Genomic DNA, 23,884 nt, shown 5'->3' on the forward strand with positions numbered 1-23,884 from the left:
GAGGAAAGAGGCTACTTCCCGTCGGCGTCGTGCTCGTGAACCTGTGCCGCGATGACAGCGGCCTGCACACGGCGTTCCACGCCCAGCTTCCCGAGCAGCCGCGAGATGTGGTTCTTGACCGTCTTCTCCGACAGGTAGAGCTGCTTCGCGATCTGCCGGTTGGTGAGCCCCTCGCCGATCAGTTCGAGCACCGACCGCTCCCGCTCGGACAGCCCGGCCAGCCGCTCGTCCTCCGGCGCCCTGGCCGCTTCGGGATCGCGCAGGGAATGCATCAGCCGCCGGGTGGTGGCCGGGTCGAGCATCGACTGTCCGGTGGCCACGGTCCGTACGGCGGAGACGAGGTCGGAGCCCTTGATCTGTTTGAGCACGTATCCCGCCGCTCCGGCCATGATCGCGTCGATGAGGGCGTCCTCGTCGTCGAAGGACGTCAGCATCAGACACGCGACTTCCGGCATGCGTGACCGCAGCTCGCGGCACACGGTGATTCCGTCCCCGTCCGGCAGGCGGACGTCGAGCACCGCTACGTCGGGCCGGAGTGCCGGGCCCCGGGACAGCGCCTGATCGGCCGTCGACGCCTCCCCGACCACCTCCATGTCGGGCTCGTCGTCGATGAGGTCGCGAATGCCCCGGCGGACGACCTCGTGATCGTCCACGAGGAAGACCCGCGTGGGTGTGTCGGCTGCCGGCAGATCGGTCATGGCGACCCCTGTGGTCGATGGGTACGTGCCTACCCGCCCCCACAAGGATTGTCCGTCATCAGGCGTACTCATGGGCGCCGAGCTCCATCCGTACCACCCCCACGACACGTCCTTCCCCCTCCAGGACCGGAAGAGCGCTCACCTTCGCCCACCACGAGGGGCCGGTTACGCGGCGGGAGGCGCGGCTACGGCTCGAACCCGTCCTCGACGCCCTGAACCACCGGTGGGAGCACATCGTCGTACGGCCCGCCGGCGCCTACCGCCGCGCCTCGTGTCGCGCTCGGGGCCCGCCTGGAGGGGTGCGGGTTCGGGCATCCGGCCCGGAAGGGTGGGCAGCTCGGCCCAGTGAGTCACGGCTTCAGCACTGTCGCGGCCGTAGGGCAGACGGACGGCCCCGTCAGAGTTCTGCTCGAGAACGTGACTGTCACCGTCCGGGATCACACGAGCGAGTTCCTCAACGGCCTCGCGCGCGACGTCCGAGGCCTGGTCGGGAGGGGAGCGAGTCTGGATCAGCAACCACCCGGGGCGACTCGGCTCCGTTGTTGTCGGGGCTCAGGCCGCTGAGCTTTTCGGGGTTGACCTGGAAGCGCAGGTTCTGGATGCGGCCGTCGAGGAGGTCGTAGGAGAGGGCGCCGACTGTGTGTCCGTCGAGGGTGGCCAGGATGCCGAGCTCGCCGTTGATGAGGGCGGCCTCCATGGTCAGGGCGGCCAGTTCGGGCTTGGCCAGGAAACCCACGATCCAGCGTGCGACGTGGTCGGTGCCGTGGAGGGGGCGGCGGGCGGCCGTGACCTTGCCACCGCCGTCGGCCCAGGCCGTGACCTCGGGGGCGAGTAACTCCATGACGGCGTTCAGGTCGCCGCCCGCGCAGGCCTCCATGAACCGGGTGGTTACCTGCCGGCGCTGGGTCTGGTCGGCGTCGAAGCGGGGGCGGCGGGCCCGGACGTGCTCGCGTGCGCGGTGGGCGATCTGCCGGACTGTCGGCTCGGGACGTTCGAGGGTCTCGGCGATCTCGGCGTGCGAGTAACCGAAGACCTCGCGCAGCACGAAGACAGCACGTTCGACGGGGCTGAGGGTTTCCAGAACAACCAGCATCGCGGTGGAGACGCTGTCGGCCAGTTCGGTCTCCGAGGCGACGTCGGGGGAGGTCAGCAGGGGCTCGGGGAGCCACGGCCCGACATAGGTTTCCCGGGTTGCGCGTGCGGAGGTGAGGCGATCCAGCGAGAGGTTGGTGACCGTGCGTACCAGGTAGGCCTTGGGGTGGCGAATCGCGTCGCGGTCCGCGGTACTCCACCTCAGCCAGGCGTCCTGGAGGACGTCCTCGGCGTCGGTGACACTGCCCAGCATGCGGTAGGCAGTGCCGAACATGAGCCTGCGGTGTTCGATGTACGGGTCATGCTCGTCCCTGGCGTCGACCATCGGCTCATGCTGCCAGCGCCGTGACCAGGGCGGCAAGGTCCGGGATCACGGCGCTGGGAGCCGGTGCGCCCGTCATGCCACGGGCTTGCGGGTGGCGCGGCCGCCCTTGGAGACGATGGTGGTGACGTTCATGCGCTTGCTGAATCGGTAGGTCGTGAGCGGGCTGCCGCTGATCATCTCCTTGTACGCGGCAGCGCTGCGGCCGGTGAGGTGCAGGCGGCGGGGGGTTTCGTCGGCCTTGGTGAACTGGATGACGGCGTCACGGCGGCCGAGGCTGACCGGCTGGTGGAAGTAGCCGAAGCGGAAAGGCTTGACGGCCTTGCCGCGCAGGAGCCGCACGATGGTGTCGGCGGTGTACTGGGCGGTGGGCAGGCCGCTCTGGCAGGTGCCGTGGATCTGTCCCCAAGGCATACGGACGGCGGCGGCGTCGCCAACGGCGTGGATCTCGGGGTGGGAAACCGAACGGAGGGTGGCGTCGACCAGGATGAGGCCGCGGTCATCGGTGGCGATCCCGGCGTCGGCGGCCAGCTGCGACACCTTGACGCCGGTCGCCCAGAGGCAGGCGTCGGAGCGGACGAGCCGGCCGTCGGCCAGTTCGACGGTGTCGTGCAGCACCTTGGTGACGCGGGCGCCGGTCTCAAGAGTGACGCCGAGGCGGTCCAGCGCGCCGTAGAGGTAGGCGCGGGCCCTGGCACCCAGCATGCCGCCGGGCTCGTCCGGACTGATCAGCGTGACGTCCAGGCCGGGGTGGCTCTCGGCGATCTCGGTGGCCGCCTCGATGCCGGTCAGGCCGCCGCCGCAGACGGTGACCGTGCCACCTGACGCGGCGACCTCGGCGAGGCGCGCGGCGAACCGGCCGGCGATCTCCGGTGTGTTGAGGGTGAACGCGTGGGTGTCGGCGCCGGGGGCCTTGCCGGTGTCGGTCGAGCTGCCCAGCGCGTAGACGAGCGTGTCGTACCCGAGGCTCTCGGCGCCGTCGACGGTGATCTGCCGGGCCTCGGGGTCGATGGCGGTGGCGGTGCCCTGGACGAACGTCACGCCGGTCCCTGCGAGCAGGTGGGGGATCTGATGGTCCGCCAGCTCCTGACCAGCGGCGATCTGGTGCATCCGCAACCGCTCGACGAACCGGCTCGAGGGGTTGACCAGGGTGATCCTCACGCCGGTCCGGCGAGTGCGGTGGGCCAGCCGGACGGCGCTGAACAAGCCCGTGTAGCCGGCGCCGAGGACGACGATGTGATGGCCGTTGTTCATCGGATCTCCCAAGGTCGGGCACCGGCTCGGTACCGGTGACGCCCATGGGACAAGCAACGCCCCGTGGACGTGACAGGTCGCCCATGTGAACCACGTCACCCCTCGTGGTCCGTTGGCGTGCCGGCAAGAACCCGGCGGTTGCCTCTCCGTACCGGGCCCGGCCGAGGCAGAGCAGTTTGCCGAAGAGGACAGGTTCCCACTGCGGTCACGCCAGCGCGTCAGTGGAAGATCCGCCAGGACTCCAGCCTTGCGATGCTCCGTTCGACCGGTGCCCGTGCCGCTGACAGGGCTCGCTTGATCGTCCGCTGGGTCGTGGTGAGGTCTCGGTTCGGGAGCCGTCTCATCGGTGTGGTCACCCAGGAGCCGGCGCCGATGCAGGCGCGGTAGCTCCGCCCGCAGGATCGGGCACGACCTGCGCGTCCACGCCGTGACGGCGGTGCTTCTGCGAGAACTCGGCCCGGCTGCCACCGACCGTTCGCAAGGCGTGCGAGAAGGCTGCGGGATGCTTGCGGGCGGTGTTGCCCGTGAGCCGTGGGTGGGTACCGGCGTCGGCCGGTACCCACCCACGTGCGAGAGGATCAGTTGCGCCAGGTGTCGTTCAGCGTGATCTTGCCGTCGGCGGGGACGGTGGCCGTGCGGTTGGCGCCGCTCTCCCAGCTGACGTTGCCGGAGGCGTCCTTGCGGATGTACTTGTACGCGAAGGTCGTACCTGCGGGCAGCTTCACGTCGAGCTTCCACACCGGGTAGGCGGCGGCATCGAGCTTGAGGGCCGCGGCGGGCGCCCAGCTGCCGAGGGCGGCGTGGTCCCCGACGACGTAGATGTTCTGGCCGGGCACGGTGGTGGCGGTGACCGCGAAGGACGCGCCGGTCTCGGTCTGCTGGACGCCGCAGGGGTCGCCCGCGCCGACGGTGCCGTTCTTGACCGTGATGTTCCCGGTGCCGAGGGCGTAGTCGGCGCCGCTGTTGCTGTCCCACGCGCCGGAGCCGTTGTTGAAGGCCGCCTTGAGACCGGTGGCGGAACCGAGGGCGACGGTCTTCTTCACCCAGCCGGCGCAAGCGGCCTCCATGGCGATACCGGGCGAGGTGGTCCAGGCGCCGCCGGTGGGGGCGTAGTGGATGTGGTGGGCGGACCAGTTCTTGTCGGTGCTGTAGTAGACGGTGGCCGTGTTGTCGCCCGGCTTGGGCCCGACCATCGCACCGATGTGCAGGGCGACGGCGTCGTTGCTGCCGATGGTGGCGGTGAACTTGCCGTCCGAGCCGACGTTGTACGTGGTGCCGGTGCAGCCGCCGCTGGTGGTCGGGTCGCCGTGCTGGACGTCGCAGTAGGTTCCGGCCGGCAGCGAGGTCTGGAAGGTCTGGGTGAGTGCCCCGGCCTCGTGGTTGACGGCGACGAACGCCTTGGTGCCGCGGCCGAAGGCGATGGCGTTGTTGCCGTTGTCCCACCAATTGGTGAGACCGGTGCCCTCGGAGACGTTGCGGAAGGCCACCATGTTGGCGATCTGGCGCCAGGCGTGCTGACAGCTCCAGCCGTCGCTGTGACAGGCCTGGACGTTGCCCCCGTTGGGGGCACCGGCGTCCCGGTTGGCGAACTCGTAGCCGGAGTGGACGGACGGAGCGCCGTAGGGGTGGGCGAGCATGAAGACGTGGGCGAGCGTGTAGTTCGCGCCGTCGCGGTAGCTCAGACTGGAGCCGTTGCGCTCGGTGTCGTGGTTGGCGACCATGGCGCCGCTCTTGCCGGAGGCCATGTAGCCCCAGGCCTCGCCGAAGTTCTTGAGGTAGGACAGCTTCTCGCCGGTCAGGATCCGCTTCAGGTCGGTGGTGTAGCGGAACTCCTGGACGTCGCCGGTGGCCAGGTACTCACTGGGCGAGACGGCCTCGCCCGCGCCGTGGATCGCCTCCTGCATCCAGTGCACGCTCTGGTCGGTGAGCTTGCCGCGGATGGCGGCGAGGTCGGTGGCGGGTATGTGCTTGACGGCGTCCATGCGGAAGCCGTCGACACCCAGCGACGAGAGGTCGTTGAGGTATCCGGCGATCCTGCCTCGAACGTCGTCGCTGCTGGTCTTGAGGTCGGACAGCGAGGGCTGTCCGGTCTCGCCGAGCTCGCATTCCTGGACGTTGTAGCGGTCCGAGTAATTGCTGCCGATGGAACGGCGGCAGCTGTTGAAGTCCGCGTCCCCGTAGGTGCCGGGGTAGTTGTACTTGCTGTACTGGGTGCCGCCGGTGCCGGTGCCCGACCCGGACGTCATGTGGTTGATCACGGCGTCGACGACGACCTTCACGCCCGCGCCGTGGCAGGTGTCGACCATGTTCTCGAAGGCGGTGCGGTCGCCGAGCGGGCCGGCGATCTTGTAGCTGACCGGCTGGTAGGCGGTCCACCAGGCGCTGCCCTGGATGCGCTCCTGCGGCGGGGAGACCTGCACGTACCCGTAGCCCTTCGGGCCGAGGGTGCGCGTGCACTCGCGGGCGATCGAGTCGAAGTTCCACTCGAACAGGACGGCGGTGACCTTCTTGTCGCCGTTGGCGGTCGGTGCGGCCACCGCCGGCTGGGCGGACGTGGTCAGGGCGGTGGTCAGGCCGAGGATCAGGCCGACGCCTGCCAGGGCGGCGGAGATTCTTGTTGGCGCAGGTGCGGTCGAACTCATGCGGCGGCTCCTGAGGGGGTGGGGGCGGGGATTCAAGTCGCGGAGGTTACGGGTCCCACGTTCCGCAAAATATTGCTGTAACTTTCAGCAAGCGTCTGAAAGTTAGGGGTGCCCGTCGTGCCGGGTCAAGACCTCCGACGCGGCCATTTCGCTCGCCGACACCGCAGCGGGGACTGTGCCGCCGAACCACGTGAGCCCGGGGGTCCACTGTGCGCGCGGCGCCCTGCTGTGGGCCGCTGCGGACGGGCGCCGTGCACGACGCTGCCCGGATCGCCTCTCCGGAAGTCGCCTCCGCGGCCATCGCGGACGGCGTCGACCTGCGCGGCTACGAGAAGACCCGGCCGCCCTCGCATGTGACTTAACCGGATCTGTTTTCCTCTAGACAACGTTGTCATGCATCGGCAGAGTGGTGCTTCGTTCAGTTCGGACGGTTCGGAGAGGTTGGGCGGGATGGTGTACGGAGCGCTGGACATCGGCGGTACGAAGATCGCCGGGGCGCTGGTCGACGCCGAGGGGCACGTGGTGGCGCGGGCGCAGCGGCCGACGCCCGCGCGTGAGTCCGCCGAGGCGCTGATGGCCGCGGTGACCGCCGCACTGGACGAGCTGGCCACCCATCCCGAGTGGGCTTCGCTGTCCTGCCTGGGAATCGGGAGCGCGGGCCCCGTGGACACGTGCGCGGGCACGGTGAGTCCGGTCAACATCCCGGCCTGGCGCTCGTTCCCCCTGGTGGAGCGCGTGCGGAGTCATCCCGCCGTTCCCGACGGGATCGAGCCGGTGCTCGTCGGCGACGCGGTCGCCATGACGGCGGCGGAACACTGGATCGGGGCGGCGAAGGGCACGGCGAACGCCCTGTGCATGGTCGTCTCGACCGGGGTCGGCGGAGGCCTGGTCCTGGGAGGTTCCGTCCACGCGGGGAGGACCGGGAACGCCGGCCACGTCGGCCACATCACCGTCGATCAGCACGGCCCGCCGTGCCCCTGTGGCGCCCGGGGGTGCGTCGAGCGCTACGCCAGCGGCACGGCGATCGCCGCCCACGCCCTGGAATCCGGCTGGACGCCCCCCGAGGGCCTTCCCGCCACGGCCCGCGAGGTGGCCGCCTCGGCCCGCGCGGGCGACCCGAGGGCCCTCGCCGCGTTCGACCGGGCCGGCCGCGCCCTGGCCGCCGCCATCGCGGCGACCGCCGCGCTCGTCGAACTCGACCTGGTCGTCGTGGGCGGCGGGGTCTCGCAGACGGGCGATCTGCTGTTCGCACCGCTGCGGCACCACCTGAAGGCGTACGCCGCCCTCGACTTCACGCGTGACCTCCCGGTCGTGCCCGCCGGCCTGGCCCTCGACGCCGGACTGATCGGAGCGGCCGCCGCGGGCGTCGCCGCCTCCGAGCCGTCCCGCGGCGGAGCCGGGGCGCGGGTGCGGACGGCCACCTGACCCGGCCGCCCCGCGGCCACCCGACCTCCGGCCTCCCCGGCCGTGCGCGGACGGGCCTCCTCCGTGCCTGCGCGCACCGGCACCGGGCGCCTTTCGGGGCACCGTGGCGCCCCCGCTTCCATCCCACCGCACGTACTCCAGGAAACGACCATGGACCTCCTCCACAACACCGTCCAGCCCTATGACTGGGGCTCCCGAACCCTGCTGCCGGAACTCATGGGCGAGCCGCCCACCGGAGCGCCCCAGGCCGAACTCTGGATGGGCGCCCACCCGGCGGCGCCCTCCCGCGTGCTCAGGGAGAACGTCCTCACCCCCCTGGACCGGGTGGTCGCCGGGAACCCGGAGGGTGAGCTCGGAGCGGCCACCGTGCGCCGGTTCGGGCCCCGGCTCCCGTTCCTGCTCAAGCTCCTGGCCGCGGACGCGCCGCTCTCCGTACAGGTGCACCCGGACCTCGCCCAGGCCCAGGCCGGGTTCGCCCGGGAGAACGCGCTCGGCGTGCCCCTGGACGCGGCCCACCGCACCTACCGCGACGACCAGCACAAGCCGGAGATGATCGTCGCCCTCACCCCGTTCCGGGGGCTGTGCGGTTTCCGGGCCGCGTCGGACGCCGCCGACCTGCTCGACTCCCTGGAGGTGCCGGCGCTCCGGCCGTACACCGAGACCCTGCGGGCCGTCCCCGAGCCGCGGGCGCTCGCGGAGGTGTTCCGGGCCTTCCTCCGTCCCCCGGCGGGCCTCCTCGACGCCGTCGCCGGCGCCCTGGCCGTCGCGGCGGAAGGTCCGGCCGAGGCTCGCATCACCGCCTACGACCGCATCGCGCGGGCCTACCCGGCCGACTCCGGGCTGCTGTCCGCGCTGTTGCTCAGGTACATCGCGCTGAGCCCCGGCGAGGCGCTGTTCCTCGGTGCCGGGGTCCCGCACGCGTACCTCTCCGGACTCGGCGTGGAGATCATGGCGAGCTCCGACAACGTCCTGCGGTGCGGACTGACCTCCAAGCACGTCGATGCCGAGGAGCTGACCCGGATCGTCCGCTTCGCCGCACCCACGGCCCGCGTGCTGACTCCCCGGGACGAGGAGGGCGAGGAGGTGTACCCGGCGCCGGTGGACGACTTCCGCCTGTCGCGGTACCTCCTGCGGGTCGGCGAGCCGCGGCGGCGCCTGACGCTCGACGCCCCGCAGATCCTCCTCTGCACCGCCGGGACCGTGACCGTCACCTCCTCCGGTCAGGGCCTCGGTATCGGCCCGGGACGGGCCGTGTACGTGCCGGCGGGCGCCGAGGCGGGGCTGGAAGGGAACGGGACGGCGTTCCGCGCCACGACGGGCACCGTGGAACGCCTCGGCTGAACGGTCCGCCCGGTCCGACAAACCCTCGTGCGTCTTAACCGGTTATGTTCCAGCTCTTGTGATCGGTCAACACGGCCCCTGGCCTCCGATCGACCGCCGGGAATCGGCAGGAGAAATCGCCGACCGATCGAGGTGACGACCTGAACCGCACCCGCGGAGAATGCCCACCGCCCGAATTCGAGCCGCAGCACCATCCGGGCGGTGAGCCCGGCGGCTCTCCGCCCACCACGCGTGGGCTCTCCCGGGGCCATCGGCCCCGGCCGGCCGCGATCTCACTCCATGTCAGGCAGCACCGCGCCCGCGGCGTCTACCGGCGCGGCTGCTCCGTCGCCCATTGCCTGGACGACTGGGGCACCGGCTTCGACGCCGACATCACCGTCCGCAACACCGGCGAACAGCCCCTCGAAGGCTGGAAGCTCGACTTCGTCCTCCCGGAGGGCACCACGGTGAACTCCGCCTGGAACGCCTCCGTCACCCGGACCGGCCGCCAGGTCCGCGCCACCGGCGAGTCCTGGACCGCGTCCGTCCCGGTCGGCAGAGCAGTGAGCTTCGGCGTCAACGGCACCGGACCCGGAGCCGTACCCGCCTCCTTCAGCCTCGACGCGCCCCCTGCGTCAAGGGCTGACCCCCTTACCGCACCCGTCGCACCGGGCGCGAGAGGAGCGGGTTCCGTCGGCACGTCCCTGCCCCGGAACCCGCTACTCGCCCGCTTCCGCCGCTTCCTGAGGGAGGGGGAGACGACACTGAGGGACATACCCGTGCGGGTGTGTTTCCCGGCGTCGTGCGCGACCGCCTACGTGCGGCGAGGCGGCCCCGTCGATCCCCTCGGCGTCAGGGATGGCGTGGGCACCTGGAGGGAGCCGGCGCGGGTCCCCTCGATCACGCCGAACAGGGTCCGGGCGACCTCCTCGCCGAAGTGGTGGACGTCGTGGCTCATCGCGGACAGCGGCGGATGCGTCAGCCGGCACAGCTGCGAGTCGTCCCAGGCGAGGAGGGAGACGTCGTCGGGGACCGAGAGGCCCATCTCCGAAGCGACCGCCGCTCCGGCGACGGCCATGATGTCGTTGTCGTACAGGATCGCCGTCGGCCGGTCCGGGGACATCAGGAGGCTGCGGGTGGCCCGCGCTCCCTCCTCTCCGACGAAGCCGGTCGCCACCTGCCGCCGTCCGTCCAGGCCCAGTTCGGCCATGGTCACCTCGAAGGCGGTGGCACGGATGCCGCTGTGGCCGAGGCCGGCGGGCCCGCCGACCCGGGCGATCCGCCGGTGGCCGAGGGCCGCCAGGTAGCGCACGGCCTCGGCCGCCGCGGAGGCGTCGTCCGTCCAGACGGACGGGAAGCCACCGGTCAGGGACGGGTGGCCGACGGCCACCGCGGGCATGCCGAGTGCCCGCAGTGGCGGGATGCGCGGGTCGTCCCGGTGGAAGTCGACGAGGATCGCCCCGCCGACCGTCCTGCTGCGCCACCACTCCCGGTAGAGGTCGGTCTCCTCGGCCAGGTCGCGGACCAGGCGGAGGAGGAGGGAGCAGGAGCGCTCGGCGAGGACGTCCTCGATGCCGGAGATGAACTCCATGTAGAAGGGTTCGAGGCCCAGGAGCCGGGCGGGGCGGCAGATCGCCAGGCCGATAATGCCCGTCCGCCGGCCGGAGAGGTTCCGCGCCGTCTGGTTCGGGCTCCAGCCGAGCTCCTCGGCGGCCGTGAAGATGCGCTCCCGGGTCGCAGGGGACACCCCGGGCCGGTTGTTGAAGGCGAGGGAGACGGCGCCTTTGGACACCCCGGCCCGCGCGGCGACATCGGTGATCGTGACGCGCGGGCCGGGGAGACGGGGGGAAGGGGCGCTCACGCCGCTCCCACGCTGAACAGGGCCGCCCGTACGAGTTCCGGGTCGTCGCCCGCCCAGCCGCGCACCGAGATCCGGACTTCCTCGCCCGGCAGCAGCGTGACCAGTCCGCGGTCGGCGCTCGCCCGCGGGGCGAGGCGGTCGGCCTGGAGCAGGAGGTCGCGCACGACGGTGCGGGCGGTGACGGTCACGACCGAGTCGCCGTCGCCCGCCGGTTCGACCAGGACGTCGTAGAGGGGCGCGGGATAGGCGAACTCCTTGTCGTACACGGGGAGATGGACCGCACGCAGACCGTCCGCGTCGGCGACGAGGAACTCCTTCGCCGAGGCCGCGTCCGGGAGCAGCGCGCCCGGGACGTCCAGCCGCACCACCGTCCGCGCGGCGGCCTCCACCTTCAGCGCGGTCTCCTTCACCACGGTGCCGTCGGCGGCGACGCGGCGCAGGATGATGGTGGTGCGCCAGGTGGTGCCGGACTGGTTGTCGACGGCGAGGACCGGACCGTCCGCGGTGGGCACGAGGCTGAGGAGGCGGTCGGCGTAGACGCGGCGCAGCTCGTGGTAGAGCGGCTTGAGGCGACCGTCTCCGTCGATGGCGGCCCAACTGCTGACCGGCCAGCAGTCGTTGAGCTGCCACACCACCGTGCCCGCGCAGACCGGCCAGTGGGAGCGCCAGTGCTCGATGCCGGCGGCCACCGCCCGGGCCTGGACGACCTGGGCGAGGTAGTGCCAGTGGTCGAAGTCGCCCTCGGGCAGGCCGAAGTGGCGGTCGATGCCGCGGTTCAGCTTGCCGTTGCCGTCCTCGGCCTTCTGGTGGTGCAGCATGCCGGGGGAGTCCGGGGCCAGGTACTCGCCGGGCAGGGCGCGCCGCAGGGTGCTGATCGCCGGCGGGGCCTGCCAGCCGAACTCGGCGCAGAACCGGGGCACGTCGGCGCGGTACTCGGCGTAGTCCTGCCGGTTCCAGACCTCCCACGAGTGGTGCGTGCCGTGCCGGGGGTCGTTGGGGTGGTGGTCCCAGGAACCGGACCAGGGGCTGCCGGCCGTGTAGGGCCGGGTCGGGTCGAGCTCGGCGACGATCCGGGGCAGGATCCCGAGGTAGTAGCCCTCGCCCCAGGAGTCACCGGCCAGCGGCTCCTCCCACTCCCAGTCGCGGAAGCCCCACAGGTTCTCGTTGTTGCCGTTCCAGAGGACGAGGCTGGCATGCGGCATCAGCCGGACAACGTTGTCGCGGGCCTCCGCCTCCACTTCTCCGCGCAGCGGCTGCTCCTCGGGGTAGGCGGCGCAGGCGAAGAGGAAGTCCTGCCACACCATGAGGCCGAGTTCGTCGCAGACGTCGTAGAAGGCGTCGTCCTCGTAGATCCCGCCGCCCCAGATCCGTACCACGTCGATGTTGGCCTCGGCGGCCTGGGCGAGACGGGTGCGGTAGCGCTCGGTGGTGACGCGGGACGGCAGGACGTCGTCGGGGATCCAGTTGACTCCGCGCGCGAAGATCCGCGTGCCGTTGACGACGAAGGTGAAGCCGGTGCCGTGCTCGTCGGCGGAGCGGTCGACGGTCACCGTGCGGAAGCCGATCCGCCGCGACCAGGAGTCGAGCGGTGCGCCGTCCTCGTCCAGGAGCTCGACGTCGAGCCCGTACAGCGGCTGGGCACCGTAGCCCCGGGGCCACCACAGCTGCGGCTCGGGCACCTCCAGGCGGAGCACGGTCTCCGAGCCCGCGAAGGAGGTCTCGGCGACCACACCGGCGACCGTGGCGCGCAGGGTGAGCGGGCAGTCCGTGCCGCTCGCGGTCCGGGCGGCCCGGACGCGCAGCTCGACATGGCCGGTGGGGCCGTCGAGGGTGACCAGCGGGCGGACCTCCGCGAGCCGGGCGGTCGACCAGCGCTCGATCCGCACCGGCCGCCACATGCCGGCGGTCACGACAGTGGGTCCCCAGTCCCAGCCGAAGGAGCAGGCCATCTTGCGGATGTACTGGAACGGCTCGGGGTAGACGTTCGGCCGGTCGCCGGTGAGCGCGCGGACCCGCTCGGCCTCGTCGTACGCCGAGTCGAAGCGCACCTCCAGGCGGCCGGCTCGCCCCGTCACGTCGAAGCGGTGGGCGCGGTGCATGTTCCGGGTCGAGCCGAGCGACTCGCCGTCGACCAGGACCTCCGCGGCCGTGTCCAGCCCCTCGAAGACCAGCTCGCTCCGCTCGTGCCCGCCCTCGTCCGCGGTGAGTTCGGTCTCGTACGACCACGAGCGACGCCCGACCCAGGCGGTCTCCGTCTCGTTCAGTCCGAGGAACGGGTCCGGGATCACCCCGGCGGCGAGCAGGTCGGTGTGGACACAACCGGGCACCTGCGCGGGGAGGAGCGCGTCCTCGTGGCGCAGGCTCCACCCCTCGTGCAGTCGGGTGACGTCCTTCATGGTGTGCGGCTCCAATCGCCTGGCAGCGGGCGGGATGCGTGTACGGGCCGACAAGCTAGCCGTACATGCACTTGACTGTCCATGAACCGGTAAAGCTCAGGTAGGGATGAGGGAGAGCGGATCGAGTGCGTGGCGTCATCGGACCCGCGAATGCCGACCGTTCCGAGTAACGATTGGGCATCACGCTGGAAATCGCCACTTTACCGGTTCACAGCGGGCTGACATAGTGCCGTCATCCCACCGATGACCTGAGCCGTGACTTTGAAGGAGTTGGGCCATGGGGAACAAGAAGACGAGCGTGCTCTCGGGTGCTGTGCTGGCCGCCGTGATGCTCGCGCTGTCGGGGTGCGGCGGCGGAGGCAGTGGTGCCACCGGAGAGGTGGCCGCCCCGCCGTCCGACCCGAAGGAGGTGTCCGGCGAGCTCAAGGTCCTGACCCAGCGGACCGACCTGGTCCAGAACGGGGCGCTCCAGAAGTACGCGGCCGAGTTCAACAAGGTCTACCCGAAGGTGAAGGTCACGTTCGACGGCATCACGGACTACGAGGGTGAGGTGAAGATCCGTATGAACACCAAGGCGTACGGTGACGTGCTCTTCATCCCCGGCGCGGTGGCCAAGAATGACTACCCGAAGTTCTTCGCCCCCCTCGGTACCACCGCCGAGCTGTCGAAGTACCGCTTCAGCGACAAGGCCGAGGTGGACGGCAAGGTCTACGGCATCGCCCAGTTCGGCACCGCCAACGGCTTCGTCTACAACAAGAGACTCTGGAAGCAGGCCGGCGTCACCACCTGGCCGAAGACCCCCGAGCAGTTTCTGGCCGGCCTGAAGGCGATCAAGGAGAAGACCGGCGCCACGCCGTACTACACCAACTTCAAGGACGGCTGGCCGCTGGTCCAGTGGACCAGCAACCTTGGCGTCGTCGGCTGCGACGCCCAGGCGAGTAACGCCCTCGCCGGCCCGGTCTCGCCCTGGAAGGCCGGAAGCGAGCTGCACGCCGCCGACAGCCTCCTGTACGACATCGTGAAGCAGGGCCTGTCGGAGAAGGACCCGACCACCACCAACTGGGAGACCTCCAAGGCGCTCCTGGGCGAGGGCAAGATCGCCACGATGATGCTCGGCTCCTGGTCGATCACGCAGATGCAGAGCGCGGCCAAGGAGGCCGGCGGCTCGCCGGGGGACATCGGCTTCATGCCCTTCCCCGTCCAGAAGGGCGGCAAGCACTGCGCGGCCCTGGTGTCCGACTACCAGCAGGCCGTGAGCATCTATTCGGAGAACAAGACGGCCGCGCGCGCCTGGATCGACTGGTTCACCGAGAAGTCCGGCTTCGCGGAGAAGGAGGGCGTGGTCTCCGCGGTGAAGTCCGCCCCGATGCCCGCCACGCTGAAGGAGTTCGTTGACAACGATGTCAGGTTCTTCGACCGCTCCGAGGCGAAGACCGCGGCCGTCAACGACATCGACGAGGCGGCCGAGATCGGCCTCAACAAGCAGGACTACCGCCAGAAGCTGATCGACACGGCCCGCGGCGCCGCCAAGGGCAGCCTGGAGGACTTCTTCGCCGACCTGAACAAGAGGTGGGACGAGGCGGCGAAGACCGCCGGTAGCTGATACCGGCGGAGTGGCCCCGGCCGCACGACACCGGCCGGGGCCCCTGGACCTTCCGCAGCGGCGGACACGAAAGGCCGAGATGACCCAGACCACCGACACCGCACCAGAGGGCGCCGCCATGACAGGGCGATCCAGCACCGACAAGGCCGAGGCCGACACGCAGGGGAGGCGGTCTCGCCCGGCGGGCCGCCGGCGCGGCCCCATCCCCGGACGGACGAGATCCTGGCGTGACTCGCCGCTGCGGCGGATCACGCCCTGGCTCTTCCTGGCCGCCCCGCTCGCCCTGCTGATCACGTTCACCTACGTCCCCGTCGCGAGCATGATCTCGTACAGCTTCACCGACTGGGACGGCGTGAGCCCGGACCGGGAGAACGTGGGCTTCGACAACTACGTCCGGATCTTCACCCGCCCCGAGCTCTTCCGCGTCTTCTTCGTCAGCGGCTACTACCTCGCGGCGTCCGTGGTCCAGATCGCCGTCGCGCTCTACTTCGCGGTGATCCTCAGCTTCAACCTGCGGTTCCGCAACTTCTTCAAGGGGATCCTCTTCTTCCCCTACCTGATCAACGGCGTCGCGATCGGCTTCGTCTTCCTGTACTTCTTCCAGGACGACGGCACCCTCGACTCCGTGCTCGCCTGGCTCGGCGTGACCACCGACCATCCCTGGCTCGGCGACCCGACCTCCGCGAACATCTCCCTCGCGGGCGTCTCCGTCTGGCGCTTCACCGGACTGAACTTCGTCCTCTTCCTCGGCGCGATCCAGTCGATCCCGGGCGAGCTGTACGAGGCGGCGGAACTCGACGGGGCGGGGAAGTGGAAGCAGTTCCGGCACATCATCGCCCCCAGCATCAAGCCCGTCATCAGCCTCAGCGCGATCCTGGCGATCTCCGGCTCGCTGTCGGTCTTCGAGATCCCCTACATCATGACCGGCGGCGCCACCGGCACCCAGACCTTCGTGATCCAGACGATCAAACTCGCCTTCCAGTTCAACAAGACCGGCCTGGCCTCGGCCGCGGCCGTGGTGCTGCTCCTGATCATCCTGCTGATCACCTGGATCCAGCGCCGGCTCGTGCCCGACGACAAGGTGGACCTCGTATGACCTCCTCCCATCTCACTACCGCCACCGTGAAGGGGCCGCGCACCCCCCGCCGCCGGCTGCCCGTCGGAGGCGCCCTGACCTACCTGTCGCTGATCGTGGCGTCCGCGGTCGTCCTGATCCCGCTGGCCGTCGTCTTTCTCACCTCGCTCAAGACGTCGGAGGAGGTCGGCTCGGGCGGTGCGCTCTCCATGCCCGGGAACTGGTTCAACTTCGAGAACTACGTCACCGCGTTCAACGACGGCAAGATGCTGACGGCGTTCGGGAACACCGCGTTCATCCTCGTCTTCTCGATCGGCGGGACGGTGATCATCGGCTCCATGACCGCGTACGCCGTCGACCGCTTCGACTTCCGGGGCAAGAAGCTCGTCATGGCCGGCTTCCTGATCGCCACCCTCGTGCCCAGCGTCACCACCCAGGTCGCGACCTTCCAGGTGATCAACAGCTTCAGCCTCGTCGACACCCGCTGGGCGCCGATCCTGCTCTACATGGGCACCGACATCGTCTCGGTCTACATCTTCCTGCAGTTCATCCGGGGCGTCCCCGTCTCGCTGGACGAAGCCGCCCGGCTCGACGGGGCCAACGCCTTCACGATCTACCGGAAGATCATCTTCCCGCTGCTCAAGCCCGCGATCGCCACCGTCGTCATCATCAAGGGGATCACCACCTACAACGACTTCTACATCCCCTTCCTCTACATGCACTCCGAGGACCTGGGGACCATCTCCACCGCGCTCTTCCGCTTCAAGGGACCCTTCGGGGCGCACTGGGAGGCCATCTCGGCCGGCGCGATCCTCGTCATCGTCCCGACGCTGGTGGTCTTCCTGCTCCTCCAGCGCTGGATCTACAACGGCTTCGCCCAGGGAGCCACCAAGTAGGAGGTGCCATGAAGCGGAGGCCGGACCGTACGAAGGAGCGGACCGGCCCCGCCCGGCCCCCCGTGGACGGGCGATCAGCGGCGGCCGGGCTCCGGTGGCGGAGCCGTACTGCCCCGGGGCACGAAGTGCGCGTACCCCTCGCGGATGCTGTCGATGTCCTCTCCGTCGATCAGGGCGAGCAGCGCGGTCGCGGAGCGAGCCCCGTACGCCGGGATGTCGCGGCTGACGGCCGACAGCGTCGGGCGCACCACCTGCGTCAGCGGTGACTCGTCCCAGGCCACCACCGACAGGTCGGCGGGGATCGACAGGCCCAGTTCTTGGGCCACGGACAGCGCGGCGACCGCCATGATGTCGTTGTCGAACACGATCGCCGTCGGCCGCTCGGGGGCGATCAGCAGGGCCCGCGCGGCCCGCGCGCCCTCGTCCCCGGTGTAGTCGGTGTGGACCACGGTCGCCGCGGGGACGCCTGCCTCCCGGCAGACCTCCGCGAGCGCGGCGTCGCGGACGGCGGTGTGCGCGAGCGCGGCGGGTCCCGCCACCCTCGCGATCCGCCGGTGCCCCAGCGCCGCCAGGTAGCGCACGATCTCGCGCACGCTCTCGCCGTCGTCCGACCAGACGGCCGGCAATCCCCCGGCGACGTCCGGCGGCCCGATGGCCACCGAGGGCAGCCCCATTTCCCGCACCGCGCCGACCCGGTCGTCATCGGTCTGCAGGTCCATGAGGAAGACGCCGTCGACCCGCCGCTCGCCCCACCAGCGCCGACAGATCTCGATCTCCTGCTCCTGGTCCGTCACCATCTGGAGCATCAGCGCGTACGCGTGCTCGGCGAGCACCGCCTCCACGCCGCTGATGAACTCCATGAAGAACGGCTCGACCCCCAGCGTCCGTGCTGGCCGCCGGACCACCAGCCCGACCGCCTGCGCACGCCCGCCGGTCAGCGCCCGGGCGGCGCTGTTCGGGCGCCAGCCCAGCTCTTCGGCGATGCTCTTGATCGAGGCACGGGTGACCTCCGACACTCCAGGCTGGTCGTTGAGCGCGTACGAGACCGCCACCTTCGACACACCCGCCCGACGTGCGATGTCCGCCATCGTCGGCCGTTTCACTGCCACCCCAGCTCCATCCTGAACCCTCGACACCCCGACCCTACCGCCAGGACGCGCCGCGGGCGGCAGAGGTCTGCGGGTACGGTCCGGGGGGCCGACCGCGGGCGGGGGCAGTGGTGCATTTCTCGTCCAACAGGCGCGCGGGAAAGTCAGCTGATTGGACTTGGCACGGTCAGCCTCGCGGGCTCTGCGCTCGTCGCGTCCTACGGGTGGACGTCGGGTGACCCCGGGCGAGGTCGTCATGCTCAGCGCCTCCTTCTCCACCCTCACCGGCGCCGTCACGAGCCTGCTCGGGCTGGCCCCCGTCGTGGGCGAGGACGTGGAGTCCCTTCGGCGAGGTCCTCCAGGCGCCCGACCTGGACGACAGAGACGGCAAGCGGCGGGTGGACGCGGTCACCGGGGCGCTCCGCTGTGAGGGTGCGGGCCGCATGCACGGGCGCGGCGACGAACCCGCCCTGCGCGACGTGGACCTGGACGTGCCGGTCGGCACCACCCTCGCGATCGTCGGCGGATCCGGCGCGGGGAAGTCCATACGGCTCAACCTGGTGTTCGGCTTCCCCGCCCCACGGCGGGCCGGGTCCGCCTGGACGGCCAGGACATGGCCGACCTCGACCTGCGGGGTTTCCGCAGGTTCGTCTCCGTCGTCCCCGAGGGGTCCGTCCTCTTCGAGGGGAGCGTCCGGGAGAACATCACGTACGGGATGGAGCGCGTCGACGAGGAGACGCTGCAGTGCGCCCGCGGACGCCCCAGCCGCCGAGTTCGTCGACGCGCTGCCGGACGGCCACGACACCGTGGTCGGTGAGCGCTGCACCCGGCTCTCGGGCGGCCGGCGCCAGCGGCTCGTCATCGCCCGCGCCCTAATCCGCGACCCCCGGGTGTAGGCCACGTCGGCGCTCGACGTCTGCTGCGAGGCGCAGGTCCGGGAGGCGCTCGCGCGTCTCGTCGCCGACCGGACGGTCTGCATCGTGGCGCACCGGTTCTCCACCATCAGGCGGGCGAACGGGATACGAGGCGGGGTGCCCTCCCGCCGGTGAGGACGAGAGGGCACCCTTTCGGTGCGCGGTCAACGGTCAATGGTCAACGGTCAACGGTCGGCGACGCTGCCGCGGACGACGCAGGAGCGCTGGTTCTCCCAGCCCCAGCCGTCGCCGTCGGGGTCGGAGGAGCTGCCGTTGACGCAGTAGGGGTAGCCGTTCGGGGCCGTACCGCCGGTGTTGCCACCGCCGGACCCGGTGTCGGCGGCGCTGCCGCGGACGACGCAGGAGCGCTGGTTCTCCCAGCCCCAGCCGTCGCCGTCGGGGTCGGAGGAGCTGCCGTTGACGCAGTAGGGGTAGCCGTTCGGGGCCGTACCGCCGGTGTTGCCACCACCCTCGTTGCCGCCGCCTCCGAAGATCGTGGCGCGGATGGAGGTGGTGGAGATGCCGTCGGCGCCGTTGAAGAACCGGTTGCCCCAGGCGGTCAGGGAGCCCGCGTCGAAGCCGTGGACCATGTCGAGGTACTCGACGCCACTGCCGTTGCCGCTCCAGGACCAGCCGAGGTAGCCGACGCGCAGCGAGCGGGCGGTCGCCATGATGGCGTTCTCGTCGGGGTTGCCGTCGCTGTGGTTGTCACCGAACTCGCCGACCACGATGGGTAGTTTGTTGGTCACGAAGTGGTTCAGGTAGGCCTGGACCTCGGCGGCCGTGTCGTACACGCCGTACATGTGGATGGAGAAGACGGTGTTGCGGCGGGGGTCGGCGGCGAAGACCGAGGCCGCGTTGGAGCGCATGGTGTTCGACCAGTCCTGACCCCAGTTGGGGGCGTCGACCATGAGTGCGTTCTCGATGCCGGCGTTCCGGAGCTTCACGATCGCGCTCTTGGTCGCGTCGGTCCAGGCGGAGTAACCGCTGTTGCCGTAGGGCTCATTGCCGATGTTGACGACGACGTAGTCCTCCTGGCCCTGGAGGGCGCCCTTGATGCCCACCCAGTAGTCGGCGGCCTGAGCGAGGGACGCGGCGGCGCCGTCCTCCCCGTACCCGGTGGTGTCGTGCACCTCCAGGACGCAGATGACCTTGGCGGCCTTGCAGTCGCCGATGATCGAGGACACCTGCGAGGCGCTCGTCTCCGTCCAGCGGTCGCCGCTGGAGAGCACGACGCGGACGGTGTTGGCGCCCTTGGCAGAGATGTCCGCGATGGCGCCGGTCTCGGTCGGGTACCAGGTGTGCGCGTGGTTGACCCCGCGCATCACGAACTCGGAGCCATTGGCCTCGTAGATCCGGCCGTCGCTGACGTGGATGCCGCCCTCGGCGGCCTGGGCGGCTCCGGCGGTGCCGAAGGCGGGCAGCAGCAGGCCCGCGATGCCGGCGAGGGCGCTGCCGGCAGCCGTGAGCCATGTCCTGCGCGGTGACTTGGTCATGCCTCTCCTTGTGTGGCGTGAGAAGGAGCCCGTTCCACGCAGAAATCGATGGCCAGACAACGTTGTCAGAACTCTCGCCTGGCCCACTGGTCAGCGTGTCGGGGGTGTGCACCATGAGGCACCCGAGGCCGGATCTGTGTCAAGCGTGAAGGACGTTTAGATGACGAAGAGACGAGGTGGTGGCGTCGGTTCAAAAAATCAAGCTGAACGTTCGGGCGTTCGTTTGGACCTGTTCTCGAGTATCGGCCGCTCGTCCACTGAAATGCGATATGTCGAGCTGAACCGCCGGGCGGAAGCCGGAAGCTCGCAGGCCTTCGACGCGGACCACGTCGAGGGGTTTGCCCTCCAGGCAGGTGGACCGGGCCGTCCCTGAGCCGCCTTCGGTCGTCGGCCCGAAGCGGCTGACCCCCGTGCCAACCTGTCTGCCCCGCAGTCACCTGGCCGCACGGACGCCAGCGGATGCTGACCGTTGGTGGTCCGGCACGGGCCGCGCAAAGACGGCCTTGCCGGACACGCGGCCCCAGGTCGGGGAAGGGCCACCGGAAAACGTCCCGGGAAATGGTCCCCCTTGACAGCGCGGATACCCGCAGGCCGAGAAGACGCCTCCGCCAGTGGTGATCCAAACGAATCGCCCAAGTGACCTGCGTCAGAGATTTCTTGGGCAGTCCACTCGTTCCCGGCACTGTGGCCACCGGCGTCAAGACGATTCGCAGCCCTGTGGGCAGCGGGCGCGACCAGTGGTCGATCGAGGCGGAGATCTGCCCCTCCGGCCGCAGGCCGATCTGCCGGGCCGGCCATTCGGCCCGCTCCGTGTCGCCTTCGCGAACGTGCATGAAGAGCGTGTGACAAGCCCGCTGCCTGCGACAGCCCATCGAGTTGGGCGTGATCACCTCGCCCGGAGCCTCGCCCGCGCCGGGCCGGTCGTGAGACGGCTCATGGGAACTCCTCCTCGATCGCTCTCAGCCTGTCCGGCGCCGACCGTTCCCGGCAGAGCCGACGGGGCCGTCGCCGTGGGGCGACCGGCCCCTCACCGCCTGTCCGTCCGGGACGTACGGGCATCCGCGATGGGCCGTTCGGTCCAGGGCCGGGCCGGGGAGTGGAGCCGGGGGCGAGGACAGGACGGGCACGCGGCCCGGTCACTCGGGACAGCAGGGAACGGCTGACGTGACCCATCCGGCCCTTACTGCGACGTTTCTGCTGTGTCAGCGTCTAGGACGACAGGCGTGTCGACGGCCATGGGGTCCAGGAACCCGTGGAATGGCGAGGGCGCGTGCCGTCGGGCGGTTCTGAGGCGGTTCGCGTTCCCGTGACGCGGGACGTCGCACCCTCCGGCCACGCCGGCCCGGCGCCCCGCTTGCCGCCCGCGACCACATACGACGGAGGAAGCATGCGCGAGGACGAGCGCTCTGAAGGCGTACCGCTGACCGACGAGGAGCTCGGTGCGCTCGACGCGCACTGGAGGGCCGCCAACTACCTTTCGGTCGGACAGATCTACCTGATGGACAACCCGCTGCTGCAGAAGCCGCTGGAACCGGCACACATCAAGCCGCGGCTGCTCGGACACTGGGGCACCTCCCCGGGCCTCAACCTCGTGCACACCCACCTCAACCGGGTCATCAAGCGGTACGGCACCGACGTGCTGTGCGTCTGGGGGCCCGGACACGGCGGGCCGGCCGTCCTCGCCAACTCCTGGCTGGAGGGCAGCTACAGCGAGACCTATCCCGATGTGAGCCGCGACGAGGACGGCATGGCCCGGTTGTTCCGGCAGTTCTCCTTCCCCGGCGGGGTGCCGAGCCACGTGGCGCCCGAGACCCCCGGCTCGATCCACGAGGGCGGCGAGTTGGGCTACTCCCTGTCGCACGCGTACGGCGCCGCCCTGGACAACCCGGACCTGCTGGTGGCGTGCGTCATCGGCGACGGTGAGGCGGAGACGGGACCGCTCGCCGCCTCCTGGCACTCCAACAAGTTCCTCGACCCCGTTCACGACGGAGCGGTCCTGCCCATCCTCCACCTCAACGGATACAAGATCGCCAACCCCACCGTGCTCTCCCGCATCCCGGAGGCGGAACTCGACGAGCTGCTCCGCGGGTACGGCCACGACCCCCTGCACGTCACCGGAGACGACCCGCACCAGGTCCACCGGGCCATGGCCGCCGCGATGGACACGGCCCTCGACCGCATCCGGCGCATTCAGGAGCAGGCCCGGACCGGTGCCCCCGTCGGACGGCCGCGCTGGCCGGTGATCGTCCTGCGCACGCCGAAGGGCTGGACCGGACCCGCCACGGTCGACGGCGTCCCGGTCGAGGGCACCTGGCGTGCCCACCAGGTGCCCCTGCCGGGCGTCCGCGACGACGACGGCCACCGGGCCCAACTGGAGGCGTGGCTGCGTTCGTACCGGCCCGAGGAGCTCTTCGACGAGAACGGCCGACCGAGCCCCCAGGTGCTGGAGTGCGTGCCGGAGGGCGTACGGAGGCTGGGTGCGACCCGGCATGCCAACGGCGGCCTGCTCCTGCGGGACCTGCCCCTGCCCCCGCTCGAACGCTTCGCCGTCCCCGTGGACCAGCCCGGCGAGACCCACCACGAGCCGACCGCGGTACTCGGAGACCTACTGGAAGGCGTCATGGCCGCCACCGGCGGGCGCCGCGACTTCCGGCTCGTCGGCCCCGACGAGACCGCCTCCAACCGCCTCCAGGCCGTGTACGGAGCGAGTGGCAAGGCCTGGCAGGAACCGCTGCTGGCCACCGACGAGCACCTCGACCCGCACGGCCGGGTCATGGAGATCCTCTCCGAGCACACCTGCCAGGGCTGGCTGGAGGGCTACCTGCTGACCGGCCGGCACGGGCTGTTCTCCTGCTACGAAGCCTTCGTCCACATCGTCGACTCCATGGTCAACCAGCACATCAAGTGGCTCAAGACCTCCCGTGCCCTGCACTGGCGGGCACCTGTCGCCTCACTCAACTACCTGCTCACCTCCCACGTGTGGCGCCAGGACCACAACGGCTTCTCCCACCAGGACCCCGGCTTCGTCGATCACGTCCTCAACAAGAGCCCCGAGGTCGTCCGCGTCTACCTCCCGCCGGACGCCAACACCCTGCTGACCGTCGCCGACCACGCGCTGCGCAGCCGCGACCAGGTCAACGTGATCGTCGCCGGCAAACAGCCCTGCTTCGACTGGCTCTCCCTCGACGACGCCCGCGCCCACTGCGCCCGCGGCGCCGGTGTGTGGGACTGGGCGGGTACCGAGGACGGGACCCGTGACCCGGACGTCGTCCTGGCCTGCGCCGGTGACGTCCCCACCCAGGAGATCCTCGCGGCGGCCGGCCTCCTGCGGCGCCATCTCCCCCAGCTCGTCGTCCGGGTGGTGAACGTCGTCGACATGACCCGGCTCATGCCCCACGAGGAACACCCGCACGGCATGACCGACCCGGAATACGACGCCCTGTTCACCCGGGACAAGCCGGTGATCTTCGCCTACCACGGGTACCCGTGGCTTGTGCACCGTCTTGCCTACCGCCGCAACGGGCACCAGAACCTGCACGTACGCGGCTACAAGGAGGTGGGCACCACCACGACCCCCTTCGACATGGTCGTGTGCAACGACCTCGACCGCTACCGCCTCGTCATGGACGTGATCGACCGCGTGCCCGGCCTTGCCGTACGAGCCGTGGGCGTGCGCCAGACCATGGCCGACGCCCGCACCCGCCACCACGCCTTCATCCGCGCACACGGCACCGACCTGCCCGAAGTCACCAACTGGAGCTGGAACACCGGACGGCAGTCGGCATGATCCCACCGTCCGTCT

General features: G+C 70.4%; 16 protein-coding genes and 2 pseudogenes. 9 read left to right on the forward strand and 9 right to left on the reverse strand.

Annotation, left to right across the window (positions count from 1 at the left end):
• Nucleotides 1-11: 11 nt before the first annotated feature.
• From ACWDVG_RS05370 to ACWDVG_RS05390, 5 genes and pseudogenes are all read right to left on the reverse strand, one after another.
• Nucleotides 12-698, reverse strand: a complete 687-nt coding sequence (locus ACWDVG_RS05370; RefSeq protein ID WP_451696418.1) for a response regulator — start codon at nt 696-698, stop codon at nt 12-14.
• A 454-nt stretch (nt 699-1,152) separates the two neighbouring features.
• Entirely contained in the window at nt 1,153-2,115 is a 963-nt protein-coding gene (locus ACWDVG_RS05375) for an RNA polymerase sigma-70 factor (protein ID WP_451696420.1), read from the reverse strand.
• Between the two features lie 72 nt (nt 2,116-2,187).
• On the reverse strand, nt 2,188-3,366 hold the full coding sequence (locus ACWDVG_RS05380) for an NAD(P)/FAD-dependent oxidoreductase (protein ID WP_451696422.1): 1,179 nt from the start codon (nt 3,364-3,366) through the stop codon (nt 2,188-2,190).
• 224 nt (nt 3,367-3,590) lie between these two features.
• Nucleotides 3,591-3,838, reverse strand: a pseudogene (locus ACWDVG_RS05385) (IS5/IS1182 family transposase); the annotation flags it as partial.
• A gap of 106 nt (nt 3,839-3,944) precedes the next feature.
• Nucleotides 3,945-6,008: a carbohydrate binding domain-containing protein gene (locus tag ACWDVG_RS05390; RefSeq protein WP_451696423.1), complete on the reverse strand. Its 2,064-nt coding sequence runs from the start codon at nt 6,006-6,008 to the stop codon at nt 3,945-3,947.
• Between the two features lie 450 nt (nt 6,009-6,458).
• Here ACWDVG_RS05390 and ACWDVG_RS05395 point away from each other — a divergent pair, with 450 nt between their 5' ends.
• From ACWDVG_RS05395 to ACWDVG_RS05405, 3 genes and pseudogenes are all read left to right on the forward strand, one after another.
• Nucleotides 6,459-7,433, forward strand: a complete 975-nt coding sequence (locus tag ACWDVG_RS05395) for an ROK family protein (RefSeq protein ID WP_451696425.1) — start codon at nt 6,459-6,461, stop codon at nt 7,431-7,433.
• 150 nt (nt 7,434-7,583) lie between these two features.
• Nucleotides 7,584-8,774, forward strand: a complete 1,191-nt coding sequence (gene manA / locus ACWDVG_RS05400; protein WP_451696427.1) for a mannose-6-phosphate isomerase, class I — start codon at nt 7,584-7,586, stop codon at nt 8,772-8,774.
• A gap of 338 nt (nt 8,775-9,112) precedes the next feature.
• Nucleotides 9,113-9,361: pseudogene (locus ACWDVG_RS05405) on the forward strand (cellulose binding domain-containing protein); the annotation flags it as partial.
• A gap of 206 nt (nt 9,362-9,567) precedes the next feature.
• Here the strand turns inward: ACWDVG_RS05405 and ACWDVG_RS05410 are convergent.
• Together ACWDVG_RS05410 and ACWDVG_RS05415 are read right to left on the reverse strand one after the other, a co-directional pair.
• Complete coding sequence (locus ACWDVG_RS05410; RefSeq protein WP_451696429.1) at nt 9,568-10,614, reverse strand: LacI family DNA-binding transcriptional regulator; 1,047 nt, start codon at nt 10,612-10,614, stop codon at nt 9,568-9,570.
• The gene (locus ACWDVG_RS05415) at nt 10,611-13,010 is read right to left on the reverse strand and encodes a glycoside hydrolase family 2 protein (protein WP_451696431.1); all 2,400 of its coding nucleotides are present in this window, start codon (nt 13,008-13,010) and stop codon (nt 10,611-10,613) included. Before ACWDVG_RS05415 ends, ACWDVG_RS05410 begins: the two co-directional genes overlap by 4 nt.
• Before the next feature lie 277 nt (nt 13,011-13,287).
• Between ACWDVG_RS05415 and ACWDVG_RS05420 the strand changes: the two genes are divergently transcribed.
• The 3 genes from ACWDVG_RS05420 (at nt 13,288) to ACWDVG_RS05430 (ending at nt 16,584) form a co-directional block, all read left to right on the forward strand.
• Entirely contained in the window at nt 13,288-14,613 is a 1,326-nt protein-coding gene (locus ACWDVG_RS05420; protein ID WP_451696433.1) for an ABC transporter substrate-binding protein, read from the forward strand.
• A gap of 79 nt (nt 14,614-14,692) precedes the next feature.
• Nucleotides 14,693-15,709, forward strand: a complete 1,017-nt coding sequence (locus ACWDVG_RS05425; RefSeq protein ID WP_451696435.1) for a carbohydrate ABC transporter permease — start codon at nt 14,693-14,695, stop codon at nt 15,707-15,709.
• Nucleotides 15,706-16,584: a carbohydrate ABC transporter permease gene (locus ACWDVG_RS05430; RefSeq protein ID WP_451696437.1), complete on the forward strand. Its 879-nt coding sequence runs from the start codon at nt 15,706-15,708 to the stop codon at nt 16,582-16,584. The genes ACWDVG_RS05425 and ACWDVG_RS05430 overlap by 4 nt, the downstream gene beginning before the upstream one ends.
• Before the next feature lie 74 nt (nt 16,585-16,658).
• On the opposite strand, the gene ACWDVG_RS05435 is transcribed toward ACWDVG_RS05430, so the two are convergent.
• A complete protein-coding gene (locus ACWDVG_RS05435) occupies nt 16,659-17,672 on the reverse strand; it encodes a LacI family DNA-binding transcriptional regulator (protein ID WP_451696439.1) in 1,014 nt (337 codons plus the stop codon).
• A gap of 443 nt (nt 17,673-18,115) precedes the next feature.
• Between ACWDVG_RS05435 and ACWDVG_RS05440 the strand changes: the two genes are divergently transcribed.
• Nucleotides 18,116-18,568 (forward strand): ATP-binding cassette domain-containing protein, encoded by a 453-nt coding sequence (locus ACWDVG_RS05440; RefSeq protein WP_451696441.1) that lies wholly within the window; start codon nt 18,116-18,118, stop codon nt 18,566-18,568.
• Nucleotides 18,569-18,771: 203 nt separating this feature from the next.
• Here ACWDVG_RS05440 and ACWDVG_RS05445 read toward each other — a convergent pair whose 3' ends face one another.
• Nucleotides 18,772-20,082: a cellulase family glycosylhydrolase gene (locus ACWDVG_RS05445; protein WP_451696443.1), complete on the reverse strand. Its 1,311-nt coding sequence runs from the start codon at nt 20,080-20,082 to the stop codon at nt 18,772-18,774.
• Between the two features lie 160 nt (nt 20,083-20,242).
• Here ACWDVG_RS05445 and ACWDVG_RS05450 point away from each other — a divergent pair, with 160 nt between their 5' ends.
• Together ACWDVG_RS05450 and ACWDVG_RS05455 are read left to right on the forward strand one after the other, a co-directional pair.
• Nucleotides 20,243-20,455, forward strand: a complete 213-nt coding sequence (locus tag ACWDVG_RS05450; RefSeq protein ID WP_451696445.1) for a hypothetical protein — start codon at nt 20,243-20,245, stop codon at nt 20,453-20,455.
• Nucleotides 20,456-21,469: 1,014 nt separating this feature from the next.
• Entirely contained in the window at nt 21,470-23,869 is a 2,400-nt protein-coding gene (locus tag ACWDVG_RS05455; RefSeq protein WP_451696446.1) for a phosphoketolase family protein, read from the forward strand.
• The last annotated feature ends 15 nt before the right edge of the window (nt 23,870-23,884 follow it).

It is taken from the genome of Streptomyces sp. NPDC003327 (genome assembly GCF_053589515.1).

Bases quoted from the DNA above. Each gene is read 5' to 3' on its own strand.
- ACWDVG_RS05370 (WP_451696418.1), bottom strand. From the start codon at position 698: ATGACCGATCTGCCGGCAGCCGACACACCCACGCGGGTCTTCCTCGTG.
- ACWDVG_RS05375 (WP_451696420.1), bottom strand. From the start codon at position 2,115: ATGGTCGACGCCAGGGACGAGCATGACCCGTACATCGAACACCGCAGG.
- ACWDVG_RS05380 (WP_451696422.1), bottom strand. From the start codon at position 3,366: ATGAACAACGGCCATCACATCGTCGTCCTCGGCGCCGGCTACACGGGC.
- ACWDVG_RS05390 (WP_451696423.1), bottom strand. From the start codon at position 6,008: ATGAGTTCGACCGCACCTGCGCCAACAAGAATCTCCGCCGCCCTGGCA.
- ACWDVG_RS05395 (WP_451696425.1), top strand. From the start codon at position 6,459: ATGGTGTACGGAGCGCTGGACATCGGCGGTACGAAGATCGCCGGGGCG.
- manA (WP_451696427.1), top strand. From the start codon at position 7,584: ATGGACCTCCTCCACAACACCGTCCAGCCCTATGACTGGGGCTCCCGA.
- ACWDVG_RS05415 (WP_451696431.1), bottom strand. From the start codon at position 13,010: ATGAAGGACGTCACCCGACTGCACGAGGGGTGGAGCCTGCGCCACGAG.
- ACWDVG_RS05420 (WP_451696433.1), top strand. From the start codon at position 13,288: ATGGGGAACAAGAAGACGAGCGTGCTCTCGGGTGCTGTGCTGGCCGCC.
- ACWDVG_RS05425 (WP_451696435.1), top strand. From the start codon at position 14,693: ATGACCCAGACCACCGACACCGCACCAGAGGGCGCCGCCATGACAGGG.
- ACWDVG_RS05430 (WP_451696437.1), top strand. From the start codon at position 15,706: ATGACCTCCTCCCATCTCACTACCGCCACCGTGAAGGGGCCGCGCACC.
- ACWDVG_RS05435 (WP_451696439.1), bottom strand. From the start codon at position 17,672: ATGGCGGACATCGCACGTCGGGCGGGTGTGTCGAAGGTGGCGGTCTCG.
- ACWDVG_RS05440 (WP_451696441.1), top strand. From the start codon at position 18,116: ATGCACGGGCGCGGCGACGAACCCGCCCTGCGCGACGTGGACCTGGAC.
- ACWDVG_RS05445 (WP_451696443.1), bottom strand. From the start codon at position 20,082: ATGACCAAGTCACCGCGCAGGACATGGCTCACGGCTGCCGGCAGCGCC.
- ACWDVG_RS05450 (WP_451696445.1), top strand. From the start codon at position 20,243: ATGACGAAGAGACGAGGTGGTGGCGTCGGTTCAAAAAATCAAGCTGAA.
- ACWDVG_RS05455 (WP_451696446.1), top strand. From the start codon at position 21,470: ATGCGCGAGGACGAGCGCTCTGAAGGCGTACCGCTGACCGACGAGGAG.